This is a genomic window from Gottfriedia sp. NPDC057991, assembly GCF_042886615.1.
In the GTDB taxonomy this organism is placed as follows: Bacteria; Bacillota; Bacilli; order Bacillales; family Bacillaceae_G; genus Gottfriedia.
This window is the reverse complement of record NZ_JBHVQN010000005.1, coordinates 1-21,136: the sequence shown is the minus strand read 5'-3', so window position 1 is coordinate 21,136 and position 21,136 is coordinate 1. Positions and strand designations below refer to the sequence as shown.

The window sequence follows — 21,136 nt, the reverse complement described above, 5'->3', positions numbered from 1 at the left end:
GAGGGGAAATTATGTTAGATCAAATTTTAGATTTTAATAAGAAGTTTGTTGAGAATAAGGAATATGAGCAATACATAGCTTCAAAGTTTCCGAATAAAGAGGTTGTAGTTGTTACTTGTATGGATACACGCCTAGTTGAGCTTTTACCAAAGGCTCTTGATATTAGAAACGGTGACGTGAAAATGATCAAAACGGCTGGTGCAGTTATTGCGCATCCGTTTGGTTCAGTTATGAGAAGTATTCTAGTTTCAATCTATGAACTTGGAGCTAAAGAAGTATTAGTAATCGGTCACCATGAGTGTGGAATGGGTAATACAAATCCTACACGAATGAAAGAAAAAATGGTTGAACGAGGAATTAAAGAAGAAAACCTAGAAATTTTAGGTTTTTCAGGTTTAGATTTAGACAAATGGTTAACTGGTTTTACGAATGTATACGACAGTGTTAACCACAGCGTTTCAATTATTAAAAACCATCCACTTGTTCCAAAAGAGGTTGAAATTCATGGTTTAGTAATTGACCCACATACAGGAAAATTAGAAGTAGTTCATCGAGATGAAAAAACTGCTGAATAACGTTAAACAAAAAAGTTATCCTTTAAGTAGGATAACTTTTTTTGTGGTGTTGAAAAAGAAGATGGTAGCTAAATAGGAATTATCCGTTGATTTCACACCAGGATGTTATTAGTAAGTAATTTTCAACTTCGAGTATTAAATAGTTCCTCATAAACCTGTTATGAGGAAGTAAATTTGGAAATTGAGCATTAATAGTTCCTCATGAACCTGTTATGAGTAAGTTATTTTCATAATCAAGTAACGATACTTACTCATAAACCCGTTATGTTTACCAAGATTCAAATAAATCTCTACCATATAATGGCTGAACGGGACGGCTATTTGGACCGAAATAATTTTGAAAAGAATGGACTTGTTCTTCGGAAAATTGTATAGGTTTGTTAAAGACGATCCATTTAATCCCTTCAGTACATGGAGGAGTTGTAAAAGAGCCAGTGTATGAAAACTTTTTACTAGTATATGGAATAAAGGACTGTAAATTTAGTTTTACAACTTTTCCACCAAGGTCCTCATCCATAGGATTTGCATTAAGGATTTTTTGGAATTCTTTATTCAATCTACCACGATCAACAAGTACTCCGATGGTAATTAAAGATTTTTTTTTATTTTCATTTATAAAATGAATCTCTAAATCACTTTGTTTCCCATTTATTGTATGCTCACTTGGAGTATGGAAATGAAATTGTTTTAATGTATAATTTGATCCATTTAAATTAATTGAGTTGGAGTGATTTACTGGAATGAATTTTACCGTGTACTGCGACCTATCTATTTTAAAAAGATCATTATGATAGTTTATCCCTAAAGGTAGTGATTTTTTTATAGTTTGATCAATATTAACTGGAGATTGTTGTTTCCCATTTGAACATAGTGAATAATCTTTATTGAGTGAACTCCAATAATTAGGTCCAGTTTTCCCTGTGTAAGACCAGTCTTCATTTCTTGCAGTTGAAACTGTTGATTTATTTAGATGAACCTCATGCACGATCTTATTATTTGAACAGGCTGAGAATGTAAGACTGAATAGTATGATGAATAGATAAAAATAGTTCATTTTGTACTTTCCTTCCTTGATATGTATGATAGGATACATTTTAGACAACGATGTTACGGAACAAACATTTATTAGGGGGAGAAAATGATGACGTTAGAAGAAGTAATGAAATCATTAGAGGAAATGGGAACTGAGCAAACGAAAAAAACTTTTTTGCGCCATGGTGCAAAGGAACCTTTTTTTGGCGTTAAAATTGGTGATCTGAAAAAGCTTGTTAAATATGTTAAAAAGGATCAAGAATTAGCGCTATCACTTTTTGAAACTGGAAATTCAGATGCAATGTATTTGGCAGGTTTATCAATTAATCCAAAGTTAATGACAAAAGAACAGCTTCAAAATTGGGCGAAAGAAGCTCACTGGTCTATGATTGCTGAAAGTATAGTAGGTGCTGTTGCCGCAGAAAGCATATATGCAATCGAATTAGCTAGAGAATGGTTGAAGTCAGATGATGAATTAATTGAAAATTGTGGATGGAGCACTTATAGTCATTATTTATCAATTGCACCAGATGAAGAGATTGATAAAGAAGAAGTTCGTAAATTACTTAATTATATTGAAAATAATATACATACTTCAAAAAATAGAGTTCGTTATACGATGAATGGGTTTGTAATTGCAGTAGGAAGTTTTGTACCAAGTCTTACAGTTGAAGCGATGATGGTTGGTCAAAAGATTGGAAAAGTCCACGTGAACGTAGGAGATACGGCTTGTAAGGTACCTTTAGCGACTGATTATATTGAAAAGGTTGAGGCGAGGGGAAAGCTTGGAGTAAAGAAAAAAACATGTATTTGTTAAATTGATCAGTCACCTATTTATATGGTGACTTTTTATTAGAGAGAAACGGGAGATAACCATGATTATGAAATCAAATAGACTATACTTAAGAAAGCTTAAAATGGACGACCTAGATCATCTACACATACTTCAATCTAATGCAAATGTAATGAGATACATAACAAATCGTCCCAAAACATTAGAAGAAACTGAAAATGAATTAAATAAGATTCTGCAAATGTATAAGGAGAAAAATTCAGATTTTGAAGTGATGGCAGTTTGTAAAAATGAGACTAATCAATTGATTGGAACATGTGCGATCATTAAAAATGAAGCAGAAGAGTTTGAAATAGGCTATCGATTAGCTGAAGAAGAATGGGGAAATGGTTACGGCTCTGAAATTGCTAGTTTAATAGAAGATTATTGTTTTGGAATCAGAAAGTTAAATTTTATTGTAGCTACCGTTGAAGCAAAAAACATCTATTCAGTAAAAATCCTTGAGAAAAAAGGGTTTAATTTAATTTTAGAATCAATAGACGATGAAAATGATGAATTAACTAAATATTATCGTAAAGACCGTCATAATTATTAGAAATCATCAAATTAACTAAAAGGAGAATCTAATGGACTTTAATATCCATTTTGATGAATTTCACTTTGTTTCTACCATTATTATTACGCTAGTAAATTATATAACTCTTGGAATTTTACTAATTTGGATCTATAGAACAAATGATTTGAAGCCAGAAGTATGGAAGGCTATTATTGCAATGCTTATCGGTTTATTTGTCTTTAGTATTAATTTGAATTTTGATCAATATCGAATTGAAATACCAATTTTACCACTTGGATTTTGGATATTAATGTGGATCTGTAAACGTAATGATAATCAGGAACGTTGGGAAAAATATAGACGTTTTGCATGGACTGGTTTTTTGATTAGATTTTTCTTTTTATTTACAAGTTTATTGCAAATGTTGATTGATTCAATAATCTATTCATAGTGAATGTTCAAGTATTTGTTTTCCACTCTAATAATTATTAAAATAAGATTAAAAGAGGAAATATTGGAGGGAAAGGATGAAACGAAAAACAATTCATAGTGTACTTTCAGCTTTAACGATATCCATTTTATTTACAGGATGCAGTAATCAACAAGCTGAAACGAATACTACAAAGAGCCACGAAAATCATGCCGAACATATTCAAACAAGTGATATTAGAGAACAAACAATCAATAAAGAAACTTTACCTAAGTTTTTAGGTGATAAAGAACAACAAATTCAGCAAATCTATATGGTGGCAGCACAGCATACTGAATTACTTAAAAATATTCCATGTTATTGTGGTTGCGGTGAAAGTATAGGTCATAAAAGTAATTTAGATTGCTTTATTCATGATGAAAAAGAAGACGGTTCAATCGTATGGGATAGCCATGCAACTTCATGCGTCAACTGTATGGAGATTGCAGTTGAATCAGCGAAATTACAGCAAGAAGGGAAAACGCCTTTAGAAATTCGAAAATACATTGACAATAAATTTAAAGATGGATATGCCAAGCCAACAAATACACCAATGCCAAAAGAACAGGGTTAAGGATATAGGAAAAAAAGTGATAGTAAATAAAAAGTCAGACAGTTACTGAGAAATTCTAGTAACTGTCTGACTTTTTTATTTCTACTATTTATTCTTGCATTATAGATCGATCAATTTTCGTAATTTCTTCATATAATACTTGATGCTCTGTTTTATAAGGAGGAGTTGTTCCTAATTTTTTTTCGATTAAAAACATAAATAATACGGCTACTAAGCAAATTCCCCAAAAAAGATATCCGATTAGAGTCATTAATTTTCTCCTTTTGTATGCATTACTAATCATTTCTTTATCATATGTAATATTCCTTTAAATTTTACAAATAATATTTTGACACATATGAACAATCACTCATATAATATACATTATAGAAAACATATGAATGATTGTTCAGGTATTCATAGGAGGACAGTTTATGATTGAAGAAAAGAAGAAAGTTGACGAAGTATGTGAAGAAGCTTGTCAACAAACGGTTATACATGAGGATATAATTCTTTCAGTAAAAGAAAGCATGTTGAATATTGAAACACTGATAGGAGTAGCCGAACTTTTTAAAGTTCTTGGAGATAAGACGAGAACGAGAATATTACATGCACTAAGTCAATCTGAGATGTGCGTATGTGACCTAGCTTATTTATTAGAAATGACTCAATCATCTATATCACATCAATTACGAGTATTAAAACAGGCGCATTTAGTAAAAAATCGTAAAGAAGGTAAAGTAGTTTATTACTCGTTAGCAGATGATCATGTTACGCAAATTTTCAATCAAGCACTAGAACATATTTTAGAGGATTAATATAGGTGTTTCTTGAGAGAGGAGTTGAGTTTGTTGAGTAGGGGGCAAAGGCAAGTAAATAGTGAATTAAAATTAGAAGGACTTGATTGCGCTAATTGTGCAATGAAGATTGAAAAAGGAGTTTCCACACTTGAAGGCGTTGATGCATGTTCAGTAAACTTTGCAACATTAACGATGACAATTACAACGAGTGAGGAACAAAAAGAATCAGTTATCGAGAGCGCTAAAGATAAGATTCGCGTTTTAGAACCGCATATTAATCCTGTTTCAAAAATGGATTCAAAACTTGGGCAAGAGAAGCAACAGGGAATGAATGATGAAACAAAAAAACTTATTGCTAAATTAGGAATCGGTACTGCTTTATTAATTTTAGCTCAATTACTTAATGTACCAATGCTCTATCAATTGATTATTTTTATAGCGGCCTATTTAATAGCGGGTGCTGACGTTGTTTTAAAAGCTATTCGTAATATTTTCAGAGGGCAAGTATTTGATGAAAATTTTTTAATGGGAGTAGCGACAATTGGTGCATTTATTATCGGAGAGTACCCTGAAGCTGTTGCAGTAATGCTATTTTATCAGCTAGGTGAATTGTTCCAAAGTATTGCAGTAAATCGATCACGGAATTCGATTTCGAAATTAATGGATATCCGTCCTGATTATGCTAATTTAAAAAATGGTGACAAAACTGAACAAGTATCTCCTGAAAAGATTCAAATTGGTGACATAATCATCGTTAAACCTGGGGAAAGGGTTCCATTAGATGGAATTGTAAAAAGTGGATCTTCAAGTGTTAATACTTCTGCATTAACTGGTGAGTCATTACCAAGAGAAATATTTGAAGGTGATGAAGTATTAAGTGGATTTATAAATGTTCAAGGTTTACTTGAAATTGAAGTCACGAAGGAATTTAATGAATCGACAGTATCAAAAATATTAGAACTTGTTCAAAATGCAACAAATAAAAAGGCACCTACTGAAAACTTTATCACAAAATTTGCAAAGGTTTACACACCTATAGTTGTGATCACAGCAGCTATTATTGCAATCATCCCACCAATTATTATTCCTGGTGAAACACTTTACGATTGGGTATATCGAGCATTAATTTTCCTAGTTATTTCATGCCCATGTGCTTTAGTTGTTTCAATTCCATTAGGATTTTTCGGAGGAATCGGAGCAGCTTCAAAATCAGGAGTATTAGTAAAAGGAAGTAATTATTTAGAAGCATTAAATGATTTGAAATATATTGTGTTTGATAAAACTGGAACGTTGACGAAAGGGCAATTCCAAGTAAGCTCGATTATACCTACACGTGGTCATTCGAAAGAGGAGCTACTAGAATTAGCTGCTTATGGAGAGTTTTATTCTACTCACCCAATCGCATTATCAATTCGTCAAAAGTATGGTAAAGATATTGTTGAAGCAAAGCTATCTAACTATACTGAAATTGCGGGACATGGAATTAGCGTTATGGTTAATGGAGACGCACTGTTAGTAGGTAATTCAAGGCTAATGGAAAGTCATTCAATTTTATATGAACCAACAAGAGAAGTAGGCACAACAGTTTATTTAGCAAAAAATAAGCATTATATCGGATCGATTGTCATTGCAGATCAACTAAAAGATGATGCGAAAAAAGCTATACTTGAGCTTAAAAAAGTTGGAATTAAAAAGACGGTCATGTTAACCGGTGATTCTAACTCAGTTGCGAAAAGCATTGGTAAAGAACTTGCAATAGATGATATTTATTCAGAGCTTCTTCCACATCAGAAAGTAGAAAAGCTTGAATTGATCGAAAAAATAAAATCATCGAAAGAAAAAATTGCATTTGTTGGGGACGGTATTAATGATGCACCAGTTTTAGCTCAAGCAGATATTGGAATTGCAATGGGGGGGATTGGTTCCGATGCAGCGATCGAAGCTGCTGATGTTGTATTAATGTCGGATGAACCTTCAAAAATTGTTGATGCAATTAAAATCGCTAAACGTACAAGACAAATTGTATGGCAAAACATCTTTTTTGCTTTAGCAGTGAAAGGATTTTTCTTATTACTAGGTGTAATCGGAATAGCTACAATGTGGGAAGCCGTAATTTCAGACGTTGGTGTTACTGTATTGGCAGTATTGAACTCGATGAGAGTATTAAGACATAAATAAAGCTAAAAAACTCAGACTAAACGAAATTAGTCTGAGTTTTTTCGTCTTATTTAGCAGAGCGTTTTCTTTTTTTAATAAAAAGGAAAATAAAAACGAACAATCCAATCGCTAAAATTCCATAAATAATACTTGAATACACATCCATATACTCAACAATCTTTTCCCAAGATGCACCAACTGATGCACCAACTAAAACTAAAATTGTATTCCATATTAATGAGCCTAAAGTTGTAAATAACAAAAAGATCCAAAAATTCATTCGAGCCATTCCAGCTGGAATAGAAATTAAACTGCGAATTAATGGAATTAGTCTACAGAAAAAGACTGTCCAAACACCGTATTTTGAAAACCATTCGTCCGCTTTATGGACATCCTTTTTAGTTAAACGTAAAAAATGCCCCCAGCGTCCTACGATTTTTTCTAACGTTTTTATATCTAGTAAAGTACCAATCCAAAAAAGTATGATTGCTCCAATTACTGACCCTAAAGTTGAAAAGAAAATAACACCTATTTTAGATAGTGAAGATTCTGTAGTCATGAACCCGCCAAACGTTAAAATTACTTCGGAAGGAATTGGAGGAAATATGTTTTCTAATGCAATTAATAAAAAGATACCTAAATAGCCAAATGTATCCATTGTTTCAATAATCCAGTTTTGCATGATATTACCTCAAGTTTGATTTTTATTTTTAAGAAATAATTAGAAGTTTTTAATATTCCTTGTGAAAAAATATACTATGTAACTAGTGATTTAGGCAAGTAATTGTGAAACTTGTTCCATAAATATAATAAACAAATAACTAATAAAATGTAGATTTTATGTCTAGTGAACACTGTAATAGCATTGTATGAGAGAATTTTTTTTCAAAGTCAGAGGATTTAGAACAGTTAATAGGGAATTAAAGTAGATTAATATAAAATCAGAAATTAGATTTTGTAAAATACTTCTCCTAAATCTGAAGAAATGTAATTAGCTATTTAGGAATAATGTCTTTGTAAAAAAAGGAGGATGGACATGTTTAAAGTTCAATTAAGTGAGGATTTATCAATCAATTTATTAACACCAAAATATGCAGAAATATTAGTAGAGGCGCTAAAGGAAAATCAAAACTCCTTAAAAGAATGGCTGGTTTGGGCTGAAAATATTCCATTGATCGAGGATTATCAAAAATCGATTATACCTATGTGGTTACAAAAATTTGCAGATAATAATGGTTTTGAAACGGGAATTTTTTATAAAAATGAACTAGTAGGCATGTTGGGATTACATTATATAGACTGGTCGAATCAAACAACTGAAATAGGTTATTGGTTAAGTGAACATATGCAAGGTAAAGGAATAATGACTCGTGCTGTAGAAAGTTTAGTTTCATATTGTTATGATGAGCTTAATCTTAATCGAGTAGTGATTAGAGCAGCTGTTGAAAATGCGAAGAGTAGGGCAATTCCTGAACGTTTAAATTTTAATCAAGAAGGTATCCAAAGAGAAGCACAGCAAATTAGAGAAAAGTATTATGATATAGCTGTTTATAGTATGTTGAAGAAGGACTGGAAAAAGTAAATGAATCAATTTTGCGTTAGCTAAAAATGCTAACGCTTTTTTATGGAGTAATAATGATGGAGGAAAAAAATAATGACTTATCATACAATCTTGTTCGATTTAGATGGTACACTGACGGATCCAAAGGTAGGGATTTTGAACTCGGTAAAGTATACATTACAGAAAATGAAAAAAGCTATTCCATTAGAATCAGAGCTTTTAAAATTTATTGGACCTCCGATTCAGCAATCATTTTCTGAAATTTGTCAATTTAGTGAAAAAGAATTGTTAAACGCAGTTTGTTTTTATCGCGAATACTTTTCGCAGAGTGGTATGATTGAAAATAATGTATATGATGGGATACGTGAACTTCTAAGCGAGTTGCAAAAAGAGAATAAAAGATTATATGTAGCAACTTCAAAACCAACTATTTTCGCAAGGGAAATATTGAGCCATTTCCAACTTGATGAGTTTTTTATTCAAATTGTTGGAAGTGAACTAGACGGCACAAGAATCGATAAAGGCGAGATTATTGAGTATATTTTTGAAATGAATAATGATCTTTCTAAAGAAGACTCAGTGATGGTTGGGGATCGACTTCACGATATAAAAGGTGCAAAAATCGCTAATATTGATGCAATTGGAGTAACTTACGGTTATGGAAGTGAGTTGGAATTAACTGATGCAGGAGCGAATGCAATTGTTAATAGTGTAGATCGCTTGAAAAGTGTGTTATTAAATGAGAGTAAGATAATGGTCTAAGAATGAAGGAGGAGTTTGATTGAAAAGCGGAAAAATACATTATGCTTGGATTATTTTAATTGTTACGTTCTTATCCGTCATTATTGCTGCTGTAACAAATACGATGTCTGGAGTGATGATGATTCCTTTTGAAAAGGAATTCGGTTGGAGTAGAGCATCAATTTCAGGTGCGTTTGCGATTTGTATAACTCTTGTTGGATTCTCTGGTCCATTTATAGCTGGTTTATATCAAAAGTTTAGTGTTAGAAATGTATTGTTAGTAGGGATGGGCACATTATTAGCTGCTATTTTACTAACAACAATTATGTCGCAATTATGGCATTTATTTATTATTTGGGGAATTATTATTGGACTAAGTGCAGGAGCATTTTTGACTGTATTAAATGCCTACGTTGCAACAACTTGGTTTGAAAAAAAGCGTGGTTTAGCACTAGGTCTTTTAACGTCTAGCTCTGCAGCTGGTCAGCTGGTTTTTTTACCGTTAATGGCATATATCGTTGAAAACTATTCATGGAGAAGTGCAGTTTTAACAATATTCTCTTTTGGTGTTTTCATTTATGCTTTACTATGGATTTTTATGAAGAATGATCCGTCAGATGTAGGGATTTTACCTTTAGGAGCTGAAAAAAGTAATAAGAAGCAAGCAAACAATATCAATCCAGTAAAGGCAGCTTTTGAGGGTTTAAAATTAGGTGCTAAATCGAAAGTTTTTTGGTTATTAGCGGCTAGTTTTTTCGTTTGTGGCTTTTCAACTAGTGGTTTGATTGGTACTCATTTTATTTCCCTTTGTATTGATTATGGATATAAAGAGGTCACGGCTGCTAGTATTTTAGCGTTCATGGGAATATTTAATATTATTGGAACGACTTTATCCGGATATATTTCCGATCGCTTTGATAATCGTTGGTTATTATTTTGGTATTATGGTTTAAGAGGATTATCATTACTTATTCTTCCTTTTGCTTTATCTACGAATTCAATCATTTATTTAAGTGCTTTTGCCATTTTCTATGGAATGGATTGGATTGCTACGGTTCCGCCAACTATTAAACTAGCAACGGACCATTTTGGGAAAGAGAAGGTAGGGGTAATCTATGGATGGATTTATACTGCCCATCAATTAGGTGCTGGAGCTGCAGCATATGGTGGAGGTTTAGTTTATTCTTGGTTAAATGCCTACCAATCAATCTTTATTGCAGCAGGTATCTTTTGTTTAGTTGCAACATTATTTGTGCTTAATATTAAAAAAAGAGCGGTATTAAATCAGAATCTTTCTGCGTAGCAGGAAAATTTTAAAAAAAATAATTTAATTGAGGTAGAATGAATGACCTATCTTTATAAAATAACAAAAGATAAATATAAAATAATGCGCGAGAAAAACTGTTTTTGGGAAGGTAAGATTCGTAAAATTTGTGAGTTAGAAAAGATCGATTTTGAGAAGCTTACTCGATTTTCGTACGGTGGAAATATTGTTTTTAGTATAGATGGTGAAATGGTAATTAAATTATATCCTTCATATGTGAATGACGAGTTCATAAAGGAGAAGCAGGTTCTTGGGTTTTTAAACGGCCGAACTCTATCTGTAGATGTTCCTAAATTAATTTCAACTGGTCAATTTGAAGGTTGGAGCTATTTAATAATGAGTGAACTAAAAGGGACTCTTTTAATTGATGTTTTTGATGAACTGTCTTTTGAGGAGAAAAAGCAAATTGCGTTTGATTTAGGAAAAATAATAAGAGAAATCCATGACGCAACGATCTCAACAAAAGAATATGATCAAGAACATTGGAAGCAATTTATTATGAATCAATTAGAGCAAGTAGAGAATCATCATAGAAACAACGGTATGAATGATGAATTATTTACCCAATTAACAAGCTATGTAGAAGATAATGCATTGCAAGGAAAAGAACAGATCGTGTTATTAACCGGAGAATACACACCATTTAATTTAATCATGAATAAAGTTGAGGACATGTGGAGGTTTACTGGTTTAATTGATTTTGCTGATTGCTTTGTAGGAGATTCTAAATATGATTTGCTTGGGCCAATAGCGTTTATGTTTTATCCATTTGAAGGACTAAATAAAATTTTTCTAGAAAGCTATGGCTATACGAATAACGAATTAAACGAGGACTTACAAATAGAATTAATGACCTATTTATTACTACATCGTTTTAGTAATATTAGTTTCTATCAAGAAAAGTCTGAAGTAGCTAAGAAAGCTACTACGTTAAGAGAATTAGAAAATATATTTTTTAATTTTAAGTAATTAACAATAAAAAGTGCATCGGGAATGACTTGAATTAGTCAATTTTGATGCACTTTTTGTATTTAATTTAGTGCAATTAAAAATGGATATAATTCAGCAGTCATTACATTCTTTTTAACAGCTGGATCATTTTGCATGATTTCCTTTGCATGCTGTAGGCTTTCTGTTTTTAAGATGACAATACCAAATTCAGCTTGTTCGGTTCTTCCAGCTAAAGATACCGTCTTTTCTTTATTGAAGTTCTGTAGATAATGAAAATGTTCCGATACAATATTGCGTTCTTCTTCGGTTGAATCGTGTAAAAAAGTTGATCGAACTGGTTTTAAAACATAAATAAAGTTTTCCACTTAAGCCACATCCTATCGATTATAATAGTTATACTATAGCACGTAAACATTAACTATAAGGGTGATAAATATGCAGGAAATCATTATAGAAAAACTAAAGCAAATAGAGGCCGAACATGACGTAAAAATACTATTTGCCGTTGAGTCCGGTAGTAGAGCGTGGGGTTTTCCATCTAAAGACAGCGATTATGATGTACGTTTTGTTTATGTTCACCGCAAAGATTGGTATTTAAGCATTGACCAAAGACGTGACGTAATTGAATATCCAATCAATGATTTACTCGACTTTAGTGGCTGGGACTTAAAAAAGGCTCTTAATCTCTTTGCAAAATCAAACCCGGCATTATTAGAATGGTTAAGATCTCCAATTATTTATCATGATGACTTAACGATTTCAGAAGTATTAAGAAAAATGGGTAATGAAATTCTTTCTAAAAAGGCGTGTATTTACCATTATCTCCATATGGCCAAAGGGAATTACCGTGATTATTTGCAAGGGGAAGAAGTTAAGATTAAAAAGTATTTTTATGTATTAAGACCAATTTTAGCTTGTATGTGGATCCAAAAATACAATGAAATTCCTCCAATATTGTTTGATGAACTTCTAGAAATGGAAGGGTTAGAACAGGAATTTTTAGAAGAAGTAGGCAAGTTATTAATCCGAAAAAAACAAGGTGAAGAATTAGATCTAGAGCCTAGAAAAAAAGTATTAAACGATTTCATTGAAAATAACATTCAGTTTTTTGAAGAGTATGTAAAGGGGATTACTGAATCGAACAAGGTGAATATCCGGAACTTAAATGAATTATTTCGAACGACAATTGAACATTCATGGGAAAAATAGAATAGACTACACACTTTTTGGGAAAAATTTCTTTGTATGTTAACAAAGAAATTGGAGTGTGAATGAAGTTGGCAAATTTAGAAAGTTTATTAAATCAACAACTTGCGAATTGGAATGTGTTATATGTAAAATTACATAACTATCATTGGTATGTAAAAGGACCGAATTTCTTTACGCTACATGAAAAATTTGAATTGTATTATGACGATGCAAAAGTAATGGTAGACGATTTAGGAGAACGAATTTTAACAATTGGTTCAAAACCAATTGCAACACTTCGTGAATACTTAGAAACAGCTACGATTAAAGAAGGTAATCATACATTTTCTGCAGAAGAAATGGTATCTGATCTAATTAAAGACTATGAAAAAGTTGTACAAGAATCGCGTGATGTAATTTCAATTGCAGAAGAAAGTGATGATCAAGAAACAGCTGACTTATTTTTGGGTAAGATTGCTGAAATTGAAAAGATGCTTTGGATGTTAAAGTCATTTCTTGGTAAATGAATAAATATTTAAATGGGTGAATTAACCAATCATTAAATATGATTGGTTAGTTCACCTTTTTTTATTTTATCCGTTTTTTTTTATCTTGTTTCCTAGTGTAAAACAAGTGTTTATAAGGGTTTTGATTGCGCGTTAAAATTATTAATAAAAAATTACCAAAAAAAACTAAAAAATTAATTGTATAATTATTTATATTTGTGTATAATCATTCATTATATAAGAATCTGAGCTTCTAAAAAAAGGGGATGGATTTATGAGTAAAGTATTGAAAGAAAACCATGTAAAGAAAAATGGTTATATTCAAAAGACAAAAGGGAATGTTACAAAAGGAAATTTTAGCTCTGTAAAATGGTCGGACTTTAAAGGGAAAAATTTTCTTACTATAAGTGAGTTTTCATCAAGTGAATTATTATTCTTACTTGAAAAATCATTAGAAATGAAAAATATGCAAAAGGCGGGAGAGGCACATCCTTATTTAAAAGACAAAGTGCTAGGGATGATTTTTGAAAAGAATTCTACTAGAACGAGATTATCATTTGAAATCGCGATGATGCAATTAAGTGGTCATGCAATCTTTATGAGCAGTAAAGATTTACAGCTTGGTAGAGGAGAAACTGTCCATGATACATCGAAAGTATTTTCTCGTTATGTAGACGGAGTCATGATTCGAGCAAATACTCATGAGATGGTGAAGGAGTTTGCTGAGCACTCGTCAATTCCTGTTGTTAATGGATTAACTGATCTGCACCATCCTGCTCAAATTATGGCTGATTTCTTAACAATTCTTGAACATAAAGGTAGATTAAAAGGTTTGAAGATTGCTTATGTAGGAGATGGAAATAATAACATCTGTCATTCATTAATTGAAGGTGCAGCTAAGCTTGGTGTTTATTTAACGATTGCATGTCCCATTGGGTATGAACCTAATAAAGTTGTACTTCAATCGATGAAGCATGTTGCAAAAACAACTGGAAGTATTATTGAAGTAGTTAATAATCCTGTAGATGGTGTAAGTAGAGCTGATGTTGTGATAACAGATGTTTGGACCAGTATGGGGCAAGAGGAAGAGACTGAAATTCGCTTAAAAGATTTTAGCCCTTATCAAGTAAATGATCACTTATTAGAAAACGCAAAAGAAGATTATTTATTCATGCACTGCTTACCTGCACATAGAGGGGAAGAAGTAACAGCTTCGGTAATTGATGGTAAGCATTCGGTAGTATTTGATGAAGCTGAAAATCGACTTCATGCTCAAAAAGCGATCTTAGTTGCCTTAATGGGTAATTTATAATTCTTAAAATCTATTATATTTTTTAAAAATCTAATCGGGGGTAATAACATGGGAAATGAAAAAATTGTTTTAGCATATTCAGGTGGTTTAGATACATCAGTTTGTATTAAATGGTTACAGGAGAAATACAACTACGATGTAATTGCACTTTGTCTTGATCTAGGTGAAGGAAAAGATGTTGAAGCTGTTCGTCAAAAGGCGTTAAATTTAGGAGCAATTAAGTCATATATGATCAATGTAAAGGACTTATTTGCAAATGAATATATTGTTCCCGCTTTAAAAGCGAATGCATTATATGAAGGTAAGTACCCACTTTCATCTGCTCTATCAAGACCTTTAATTGCAAAACTATTAGTTGATGTAGCCCAGCAAGAAGGTGCAGTTGCGGTAGCACATGGTTGTACAGGAAAAGGAAATGATCAAGTTCGTTTCGAAGTTTCAGTAATGGCGTTGAATCCGAATCTTAAAGTAGTGGCGCCTGTTCGTGAATGGGGCATGACTCGTGATGAGGAAATACAGTATGCAAATGAAAACGGTGTTCCAATTCCGGTCGATCTAGACAATCCATTTTCAATTGATGCAAATATATGGGGAAGAGCTTGTGAAGCAGGTGTATTAGAGAATCCATGGAATGAAGCACCTGAAGAAGCTTTTGATTGGACGAATGCAATTGAAAATACTCCGAATGTTCCTGAATATATTGAAATTGAATTTTCAAAAGGTGTACCTGTTAGCTTAAACGGTCAGCCTATTGAACTAGTTCAACTAATTGAACAATTAAATGGTATAGGTGGAAAGCACGGTGTTGGAAGAATCGACCATATTGAAAATAGATTAGTAGGCATAAAGTCACGTGAAGTATATGAAAATCCAGCAGCGCTAATCTTAATCAATGCTCATAAAGAATTAGAGTTCCTTACATTGCCTCGTGAGGTGACAAATTTTAAAGTAAGTATTGAACAACAATTTTCTAAAATGCTTTACGATGGCTTGTGGTATTCACCTTTAATGGGTGCTTTAGATGCGTTTGTCAATACAACACAAGAAACAGTGAGTGGTGTTGTTCGTGTGAAATTATTTAAAGGGACTCATACAGTAGTTGGTAGAAAATCGGAAACTAGTCTATATAATGAAGAGCTTGCAACTTATTCAAAGGGTGATTTATTTGATCATAATGCAGCGGTAGGCTTTATTAAACTATGGGGATTACCAACAAAGGTTTATAGCGAAGTTACTCAGAAAAATACAGTTTTAAGTAAATAAAATATAGGGTGGATTAAGGAGGCAGTTATGTCAAAACTTTGGGGCGGACGTTTTACGAAGGAAACAAACCAATTAGTAGAAGAATTTACGGCATCAATTGAATTTGATCAAATAATGGCTAAAGAAGATATAGCAGGTAGTATTGCACATGCAACGATGCTTGGAGAATGTGGCATAATTGAAATTAATGAAGCTGAACTAATAATAGAAGGTTTAAATAATATCTTAAAAAAAGTAGAGAAAAATGAGGTTCAATTTAGTATTGAAAATGAAGATATTCATATGAATATCGAAAGCTTGTTAATTGAAGAAATCGGTCCTGTAGGAGGAAAACTACATACAGGTCGTAGTCGAAATGATCAAGTTGCAACTGATATGCACCTATTTTTAAAAAATAATACGTCTTCCATTATTCATTTAATTGAAGAAGTTCAAAATAAAATCGTTACGCAAGCAAAAAAGCATGTAAATACAATTATGCCTGGGTATACGCACTTACAAAGAGCACAGCCTGTTTCATTTGCACATCATTTACTTGCCTATTTTTGGATGCTTGAGCGCGACAAAGGCCGATTCAAAGATAGTTTAAAACGAGTGGATATTTCACCATTAGGTGCAGGTGCATTAGCTGGAACTACATTTCCAATTAACCGTCATCGTACCGCTGAATTACTTGGTTTTAGCGATATCTATCATAATAGTTTAGATGCAGTAAGTGATCGTGATTTTATCGTAGAGTTCCTTTCTGATTCGTCATTACTAATGACGCATATTTCTAGACTATCAGAGGAATTTGTCATTTGGTCTAGTCAAGAATTTCAGTTTATTGAATTAGATGATGCTTTTTGTACCGGCTCTAGTATTATGCCGCAGAAAAAAAATCCAGATGTCCCAGAATTACTTCGAGGTAAAACTGGGAGAGTTTATGGCAGCTTAATCGGGTTATTAACTGTTTTAAAAGGACTACCTTTAGCATATAACAAGGACATGCAAGAAGATAAAGAAGGTATGTTTGATACTGTTTATACTGTTGTGGGAGCATTGCAATTGCTATCAGGAATTATTGATACAATGAAAGTAAATGAAACTCGAATGTACGAAGCTGTTAAAAATGATTATTCAAACGCTACTGACCTTGCTGATTACTTAGTTCGAAAAAATATCCCATTCCGACAAGCTCATGAAATCGTTGGAAAAACGGTTTTATATGCTATAGAGAATCATAAATTTCTTGGGGAATTAAATCTTGAGGAATTTAAGATGATTAATGAAGTGTTTGAAGAAGATATTTATCATACATTAAATCCAAAAACGGTAATGGAAGCAAGAATAAGTGAAGGTGGAACATCTACAAATGAAGTTTGGAAACAAATAATGAAAGCGGAAGAGTGTTTAAGTATCACAATAAATATGGTATAATTTTCTATTTAAGAGCGTCCAATCTATTTGGACGTTTTTTTGTGCTTCTAATTAATAATTTTCTATTCATTATGCAAATACTAGAAGTAGTTACTAAAAAAAGGTAGGTATTATATGAGTACGCAAGAAAAAAGTAGGGTATTTAGAGCTTCAGAAGGTATAGCACATGCTGTTTTTGTAATGATCGGGATCGGTTCTTTACTTGATAGTCTTGGGAAAATTTTTCATTTTGAATCTTTAATGACAATCGGATTTTCAACTAAATTATTAATGGCACCAGCTATTGGCGCAGGTATAGCCGTTTTATTAGGATCAAGTACATTAATCATTTTTTCTGCAATGTCTGCTGCACTAATCGGATCCGGTGCATTATTAATGGTAGATACGGCTATGACCATTAAAATGGGTGAACCAGTAGGAGCTTTATTATCAGCTTTAGTTGCAATTCTGATTGGAAAAGCTGTTCAAGGTAAAACGAAACTAGATTTAATGGTTGTGCCTTTATTTGCCATCTTAATTTCAGGTTTGGTTGGCTTGTATTTATCAAAATGGATTTCTCCAATCTTAATAGCGGTTGGGAATTTTATTAAAGGTTCAACAGAAGGTTCGCCAATTATTGCTTCGATTGTATTAGCAGTCGTTTGGGGAATATTGATTGTTTCGCCAGCGTCTTCTGCTGCGTTAGCGATCGCATTGAATTTAGATGGACTTGCTGGTGGGGCTGCATTAGCTGGATGTGCAGCACAATTTGTTGGTTTAGCTGTGATCTCTGCACGAGAAAACGATCCAGGAAGTATTCTTGGTTTATTAATCATCACGCCGAAATTACAGCTACCAAATGTAACTAGGAATATTAGGATACTTATACCAACTATTGTTGCAAGTGCTGTGGCAGGACCAGTATCAGCTTTCTTATTTCATATTGAAGCACCAAAAGAAATCGCAGGCTTAGGGTTATGCGCATTAGTTGCCCCAATGAATTTATTAGCTACATATGGGAGTGCAGTAATAATTCCCATGATTGTTACTTACATATTAGTACCGGGAATCATTTCGTATATTGTGTATATATTCTTAAAACAAGCAAATATGATTAAACCTGGAGAGTTGAAAATATTATAAATATATTGAGTGTTATATGTTTGATGAGCTGCAAATAAAGATATTGAAAGTGCAAATAAATTCCGTGAAAGTACAAATAAATCAATCAGGGTGCAATTAAAATTTGCATATCTGCAATTAAAAAATTCAAAACTGCAAATAAAATTTCGGAATCTGCAAATAAGTTCTCACTAATCACAAATAAATAGAGTGAAACCTACTAAATTCAAAGAAACAACAATAAAATAGATTGTAAATCGACTAAAACATAACGAAATCCAGTAAAATGGATCATGATTGATACAGTTCCTTCCCTACAAAACAAAAAATGAGTACTATCCACAGTACTCATTTTTCTGTTTTAGTGATTACGATCAATCCATAAAAAACAGCTTCAATCCAATTCCGGTAAAAATAATGCCTTGTGCTAGATTGATAATTTTAGATGATTTCTCATTTTGTAACAATTTTTCACCCAAGCTACCTGCAAAAATCGCTATAATTGAAAATACAATGAGAGTTAATACCATAAAAGTTCAACCTTAAACGATCATTTGTAGGGGAACTGCCATACCGCTTTTGTCTATAAATTGAGGCAAAAACGCTAGGAAGAATAAAGATACCTTTGGATTTAGTACGTTCATTAAAAATCCTCGACGATATAAAGAAGGTAAAGTTTATTTTTGGGGTTCCGTGAAAGAGCTTACTTCATTGCTTGAACGAAAGGCCTGGTAAGCTAAGTTCAGTAAATAAAAAGCACCTAAGTATTTTAAAATGGAAAAGCGATATCTGACTTATACCAAATGGCTGATAATCCAATTGAAGCAGCAAGTGTATGGATTGTAACTACAGAACATTGGCCAAATGCCGTTGCAATTCCTTCTTTTTTTCCGTATGAAATGCTTTGTGCCATAACAAAAATATTATCTGGTCCAGGTGCTATAATTAATGAGAAGGATACTCCAATAAAAGACAAGTAAATAGTTAAATCTAATTAAATACCTCTTTTAATATATTTGTGAGATTTTATTATTCTACTTTAACAAATTAGAGGCAGGAAATGCAGGGAAAGATTAAGGTCAGAAAAGCAGCAAGTACTTGGAATTTAGAAAAGCTTAATAGAAATAGATGAAGGGTGATTAGATGAGTGAGAAGGAAAAAATGATTAATGGTGAGATGTATTTAGCGGGGGATCCTCAATTGGTTGAGGAAAGAGTTAATGCAAGGCGTTTGACGCGCGAGTTTAATTTGACGCTTGAAACGGAAAGTAGTAAAAGGGAAAGTGTATTAAAACAGTTATTCGGTTCGACGGGTGAAAGCATATATATTGAACCTACCTTTCGTTGTGATTATGGATACAATATTCATGTAGGAGAAAATTTTTATGCAAACTTTGATTGTGTCATTTTAGATGTTTGCCCAGTACATATTGGTGTAAATTGCTTTATGGCACCTGGGGTTCATATTTATACCGCTACTCATCCACTTGATCCTGTTGAAAGGGCTAGTGGAGTTGAATTTGGTAAACCAGTTACGATTGGTGATAATGTTTGGATTGGTGGAAGGGCGATCATAAATCCAGGAGTAAAGATTGGACATAATGTTGTGATTGCATCTGGGGCCGTTGTTACAAAAGATGTGCCTGATAATGTAGTTGTTGGAGGGAATCCAGCTAGAGTTATTAAGGAAATTAAGTAACGGATTTTACGAGAAGGCTTTTTAGAAATAAATACAACGTGAATCTAATATTTCCAATCCTGAAAGTGGGGGTGCTATATGGTTTATCTATTTTTTATTTGTATATTACTAGGTTTTATGTTGTTAGTGTATATGTTTATAGAGGCTCATATGAATATAATTCGAAAACATGAATTCTCTTTTTCAAATATTCCCCTTGAAAAGCCAATTAGAATATTTTTTATTTCTGATATTCATAGAAGAAAAATAGATTCTTCTATTATTAATAAGATGTCTAATCAAGTTGATCTTGTCATTATTGGTGGCGATCTATTAGAAAAAGGAGTGGCTCTTGAAAGGATTGAACAAAATATTCGAAAATTAAGTAGTCTTGGTGAGGTCTACTTTGTTTGGGGTAATAATGATATAGAAATTGAAAAAAGGGATTTACTGACTATTTTTAATAAATGGAATGTAACTGTTTTGAAGAACGCTTCTGTTACCTTAAACCATTTGCAAAGAGAATGGGCATTAATTGGGGTAGATGATTTGAAAACGGGGAAGGTGGATATTGATCTTGCCTTTCAAGGTGTTAAACAGGATGCATTTAAGCTTTTAGTAAGTCATAATCCAAGAATCTTGAAGTTTTTAAAGGAAGAACATGGAGTATCGCTTGTATTTAGTGGTCATACGCATGGAGGACAAATAAGAATTTTCGGATATGGTCCATATGAAAAAGGTAAAACGCATGTGTATAATGGGATAACTCAAATAATAAGTAATGGATATGGAACAACGACTATACCACTTAGGTTAAATGCACGCCCTGAAACTCATTACATTGTGATTAAAAGTATATAAAGTCATAAGAAAATGACTTAAACATGAGATATAAATATATTTCATGTTTTTTTTATACTCTGTAAACTGAAATTCGACTTTTATAAACAAAATAGAGAGTAGATTTATAGCTTTCGAAATGGACAGTTTCTTAGTTTGGAGGGGGATTGAAATCTACTAAATGACAAAAAAGGGTTGTCTTAGACCCGAATAATAGACTCTTAAAATAAGAGTCTATTATTCGGGTATTTTTATGTCCTGGTCATCAGTCTCTTTTTTTATGTGTTCACTTTATAGGAAACAATTCAGCATTTGTAT

The 21,136-nt window shown here is 32.6% G+C and carries 25 protein-coding genes and 1 pseudogene; 19 read left to right on the top strand and 7 right to left on the bottom strand.

The features are described 5' to 3' along the window. Window positions 1-11 precede the first annotated feature (11 nt). Window positions 12-575, top strand: coding sequence for a beta-class carbonic anhydrase (locus ACFVR2_RS16695; protein WP_098427824.1), 564 nt, complete (start codon window positions 12-14; stop codon window positions 573-575). 268 nt (window positions 576-843) lie between these two features. On the opposite strand, the gene ACFVR2_RS16690 is transcribed toward ACFVR2_RS16695, so the two are convergent. After that, window positions 844-1,629 (bottom strand): carbonic anhydrase, encoded by a 786-nt coding sequence (locus ACFVR2_RS16690; protein WP_387363974.1) that lies wholly within the window; start codon window positions 1,627-1,629, stop codon window positions 844-846. 87 nt (window positions 1,630-1,716) lie between these two features. On the opposite strand from ACFVR2_RS16690, the gene ACFVR2_RS16685 reads away from it, so the two are divergent. From ACFVR2_RS16685 to ACFVR2_RS16670, 4 genes are all read left to right on the top strand, one after another. Continuing rightward, the gene (locus ACFVR2_RS16685) at window positions 1,717-2,424 is read left to right on the top strand and encodes a DNA alkylation repair protein (protein ID WP_387363971.1); all 708 of its coding nucleotides are present in this window, start codon (window positions 1,717-1,719) and stop codon (window positions 2,422-2,424) included. A 64-nt stretch (window positions 2,425-2,488) separates the two neighbouring features. Further along, window positions 2,489-2,995, top strand: coding sequence for a GNAT family N-acetyltransferase (locus ACFVR2_RS16680; RefSeq protein ID WP_387363968.1), 507 nt, complete (start codon window positions 2,489-2,491; stop codon window positions 2,993-2,995). A 31-nt stretch (window positions 2,996-3,026) separates the two neighbouring features. Continuing rightward, a complete protein-coding gene (locus ACFVR2_RS16675; RefSeq protein WP_387363965.1) occupies window positions 3,027-3,407 on the top strand; it encodes a hypothetical protein in 381 nt (126 codons plus the stop codon). Window positions 3,408-3,483: 76 nt separating this feature from the next. After that, window positions 3,484-3,999 (top strand): PCYCGC motif-containing (lipo)protein, encoded by a 516-nt coding sequence (locus ACFVR2_RS16670; protein ID WP_387363962.1) that lies wholly within the window; start codon window positions 3,484-3,486, stop codon window positions 3,997-3,999. 88 nt (window positions 4,000-4,087) lie between these two features. Here the strand turns inward: ACFVR2_RS16670 and ACFVR2_RS16665 are convergent, their stop codons facing one another. Further along, complete coding sequence (locus tag ACFVR2_RS16665) at window positions 4,088-4,249, bottom strand: hypothetical protein (RefSeq protein WP_335412748.1); 162 nt, start codon at window positions 4,247-4,249, stop codon at window positions 4,088-4,090. Window positions 4,250-4,412: 163 nt separating this feature from the next. On the opposite strand from ACFVR2_RS16665, the gene ACFVR2_RS16660 reads away from it, so the two are divergent. Then, window positions 4,413-4,796, top strand: coding sequence for an ArsR/SmtB family transcription factor (locus ACFVR2_RS16660; RefSeq protein ID WP_387363958.1), 384 nt, complete (start codon window positions 4,413-4,415; stop codon window positions 4,794-4,796). Window positions 4,797-4,868: 72 nt separating this feature from the next. Beyond that, a pseudogene (locus ACFVR2_RS16655) lies at window positions 4,869-6,956 on the top strand (heavy metal translocating P-type ATPase); the annotation flags it as partial. Window positions 6,957-7,002: 46 nt separating this feature from the next. Here ACFVR2_RS16655 and ACFVR2_RS16650 read toward each other — a convergent pair. Further along, window positions 7,003-7,617 carry a DedA family protein gene (locus ACFVR2_RS16650; RefSeq protein WP_387363952.1) on the bottom strand — a complete coding sequence of 205 codons (615 nt, stop codon included), beginning with the start codon at window positions 7,615-7,617 and terminating at the stop codon, window positions 7,003-7,005. 354 nt (window positions 7,618-7,971) lie between these two features. Here ACFVR2_RS16650 and ACFVR2_RS16645 point away from each other — a divergent pair, with 354 nt between their 5' ends. The 4 genes from ACFVR2_RS16645 (at window position 7,972) to ACFVR2_RS16630 (ending at window position 11,530) form a co-directional block, all read left to right on the top strand. Further along, a complete protein-coding gene (locus ACFVR2_RS16645) occupies window positions 7,972-8,517 on the top strand; it encodes a GNAT family N-acetyltransferase (RefSeq protein WP_387363949.1) in 546 nt (181 codons plus the stop codon). 72 nt (window positions 8,518-8,589) lie between these two features. Continuing rightward, on the top strand, window positions 8,590-9,258 hold the full coding sequence (locus ACFVR2_RS16640; RefSeq protein WP_387363946.1) for an HAD family hydrolase: 669 nt from the start codon (window positions 8,590-8,592) through the stop codon (window positions 9,256-9,258). 19 nt (window positions 9,259-9,277) lie between these two features. Further along, a complete protein-coding gene (locus ACFVR2_RS16635) occupies window positions 9,278-10,540 on the top strand; it encodes an MFS transporter (protein ID WP_387363943.1) in 1,263 nt (420 codons plus the stop codon). Between the two features lie 42 nt (window positions 10,541-10,582). After that, window positions 10,583-11,530, top strand: coding sequence for an aminoglycoside phosphotransferase family protein (locus ACFVR2_RS16630; RefSeq protein WP_387363940.1), 948 nt, complete (start codon window positions 10,583-10,585; stop codon window positions 11,528-11,530). A 62-nt stretch (window positions 11,531-11,592) separates the two neighbouring features. Here the strand turns inward: ACFVR2_RS16630 and ACFVR2_RS16625 are convergent, their stop codons facing one another. Beyond that, window positions 11,593-11,877 (bottom strand): YciI family protein, encoded by a 285-nt coding sequence (locus ACFVR2_RS16625; protein WP_387363937.1) that lies wholly within the window; start codon window positions 11,875-11,877, stop codon window positions 11,593-11,595. A 70-nt stretch (window positions 11,878-11,947) separates the two neighbouring features. Here ACFVR2_RS16625 and ACFVR2_RS16620 point away from each other — a divergent pair, with 70 nt between their 5' ends. The 6 genes from ACFVR2_RS16620 (at window position 11,948) to ACFVR2_RS16595 (ending at window position 18,322) form a co-directional block, all read left to right on the top strand. Next, window positions 11,948-12,721, top strand: a complete 774-nt coding sequence (locus tag ACFVR2_RS16620) for a nucleotidyltransferase domain-containing protein (RefSeq protein ID WP_387363934.1) — start codon at window positions 11,948-11,950, stop codon at window positions 12,719-12,721. Between the two features lie 62 nt (window positions 12,722-12,783). Continuing rightward, the gene (locus tag ACFVR2_RS16615) at window positions 12,784-13,227 is read left to right on the top strand and encodes a Dps family protein (protein WP_387363931.1); all 444 of its coding nucleotides are present in this window, start codon (window positions 12,784-12,786) and stop codon (window positions 13,225-13,227) included. 253 nt (window positions 13,228-13,480) lie between these two features. After that, on the top strand, window positions 13,481-14,518 hold the full coding sequence (gene argF / locus ACFVR2_RS16610) for an ornithine carbamoyltransferase (protein WP_387363928.1): 1,038 nt from the start codon (window positions 13,481-13,483) through the stop codon (window positions 14,516-14,518). 48 nt (window positions 14,519-14,566) lie between these two features. Next, window positions 14,567-15,781 (top strand): argininosuccinate synthase, encoded by a 1,215-nt coding sequence (locus ACFVR2_RS16605; RefSeq protein WP_387363925.1) that lies wholly within the window; start codon window positions 14,567-14,569, stop codon window positions 15,779-15,781. A gap of 27 nt (window positions 15,782-15,808) precedes the next feature. Then, the gene (gene argH / locus ACFVR2_RS16600) at window positions 15,809-17,200 is read left to right on the top strand and encodes an argininosuccinate lyase (protein WP_387363922.1); all 1,392 of its coding nucleotides are present in this window, start codon (window positions 15,809-15,811) and stop codon (window positions 17,198-17,200) included. Window positions 17,201-17,314: 114 nt separating this feature from the next. Next, on the top strand, window positions 17,315-18,322 hold the full coding sequence (locus tag ACFVR2_RS16595) for a PTS sugar transporter subunit IIC (RefSeq protein ID WP_387363919.1): 1,008 nt from the start codon (window positions 17,315-17,317) through the stop codon (window positions 18,320-18,322). 353 nt (window positions 18,323-18,675) lie between these two features. Here ACFVR2_RS16595 and ACFVR2_RS16590 read toward each other — a convergent pair whose 3' ends face one another. From ACFVR2_RS16590 to ACFVR2_RS16580, 3 genes are all read right to left on the bottom strand, one after another. Further along, a complete protein-coding gene (locus tag ACFVR2_RS16590; RefSeq protein ID WP_387363916.1) occupies window positions 18,676-18,831 on the bottom strand; it encodes a hypothetical protein in 156 nt (51 codons plus the stop codon). 12 nt (window positions 18,832-18,843) lie between these two features. Further along, window positions 18,844-18,945 (bottom strand): hypothetical protein, encoded by a 102-nt coding sequence (locus tag ACFVR2_RS16585; RefSeq protein WP_387363913.1) that lies wholly within the window; start codon window positions 18,943-18,945, stop codon window positions 18,844-18,846. 125 nt (window positions 18,946-19,070) lie between these two features. After that, window positions 19,071-19,277, bottom strand: a complete 207-nt coding sequence (locus tag ACFVR2_RS16580) for a LysE family translocator (protein ID WP_387363910.1) — start codon at window positions 19,275-19,277, stop codon at window positions 19,071-19,073. A gap of 167 nt (window positions 19,278-19,444) precedes the next feature. Here ACFVR2_RS16580 and ACFVR2_RS16575 point away from each other — a divergent pair, with 167 nt between their 5' ends. Both ACFVR2_RS16575 and ACFVR2_RS16570 read left to right on the top strand, forming a co-directional pair. Beyond that, the gene (locus ACFVR2_RS16575) at window positions 19,445-19,999 is read left to right on the top strand and encodes a maltose acetyltransferase domain-containing protein (protein ID WP_387363907.1); all 555 of its coding nucleotides are present in this window, start codon (window positions 19,445-19,447) and stop codon (window positions 19,997-19,999) included. Window positions 20,000-20,077: 78 nt separating this feature from the next. Then, entirely contained in the window at window positions 20,078-20,839 is a 762-nt protein-coding gene (locus ACFVR2_RS16570) for a metallophosphoesterase (RefSeq protein ID WP_387363904.1), read from the top strand. The last annotated feature ends 297 nt before the right edge of the window (window positions 20,840-21,136 follow it).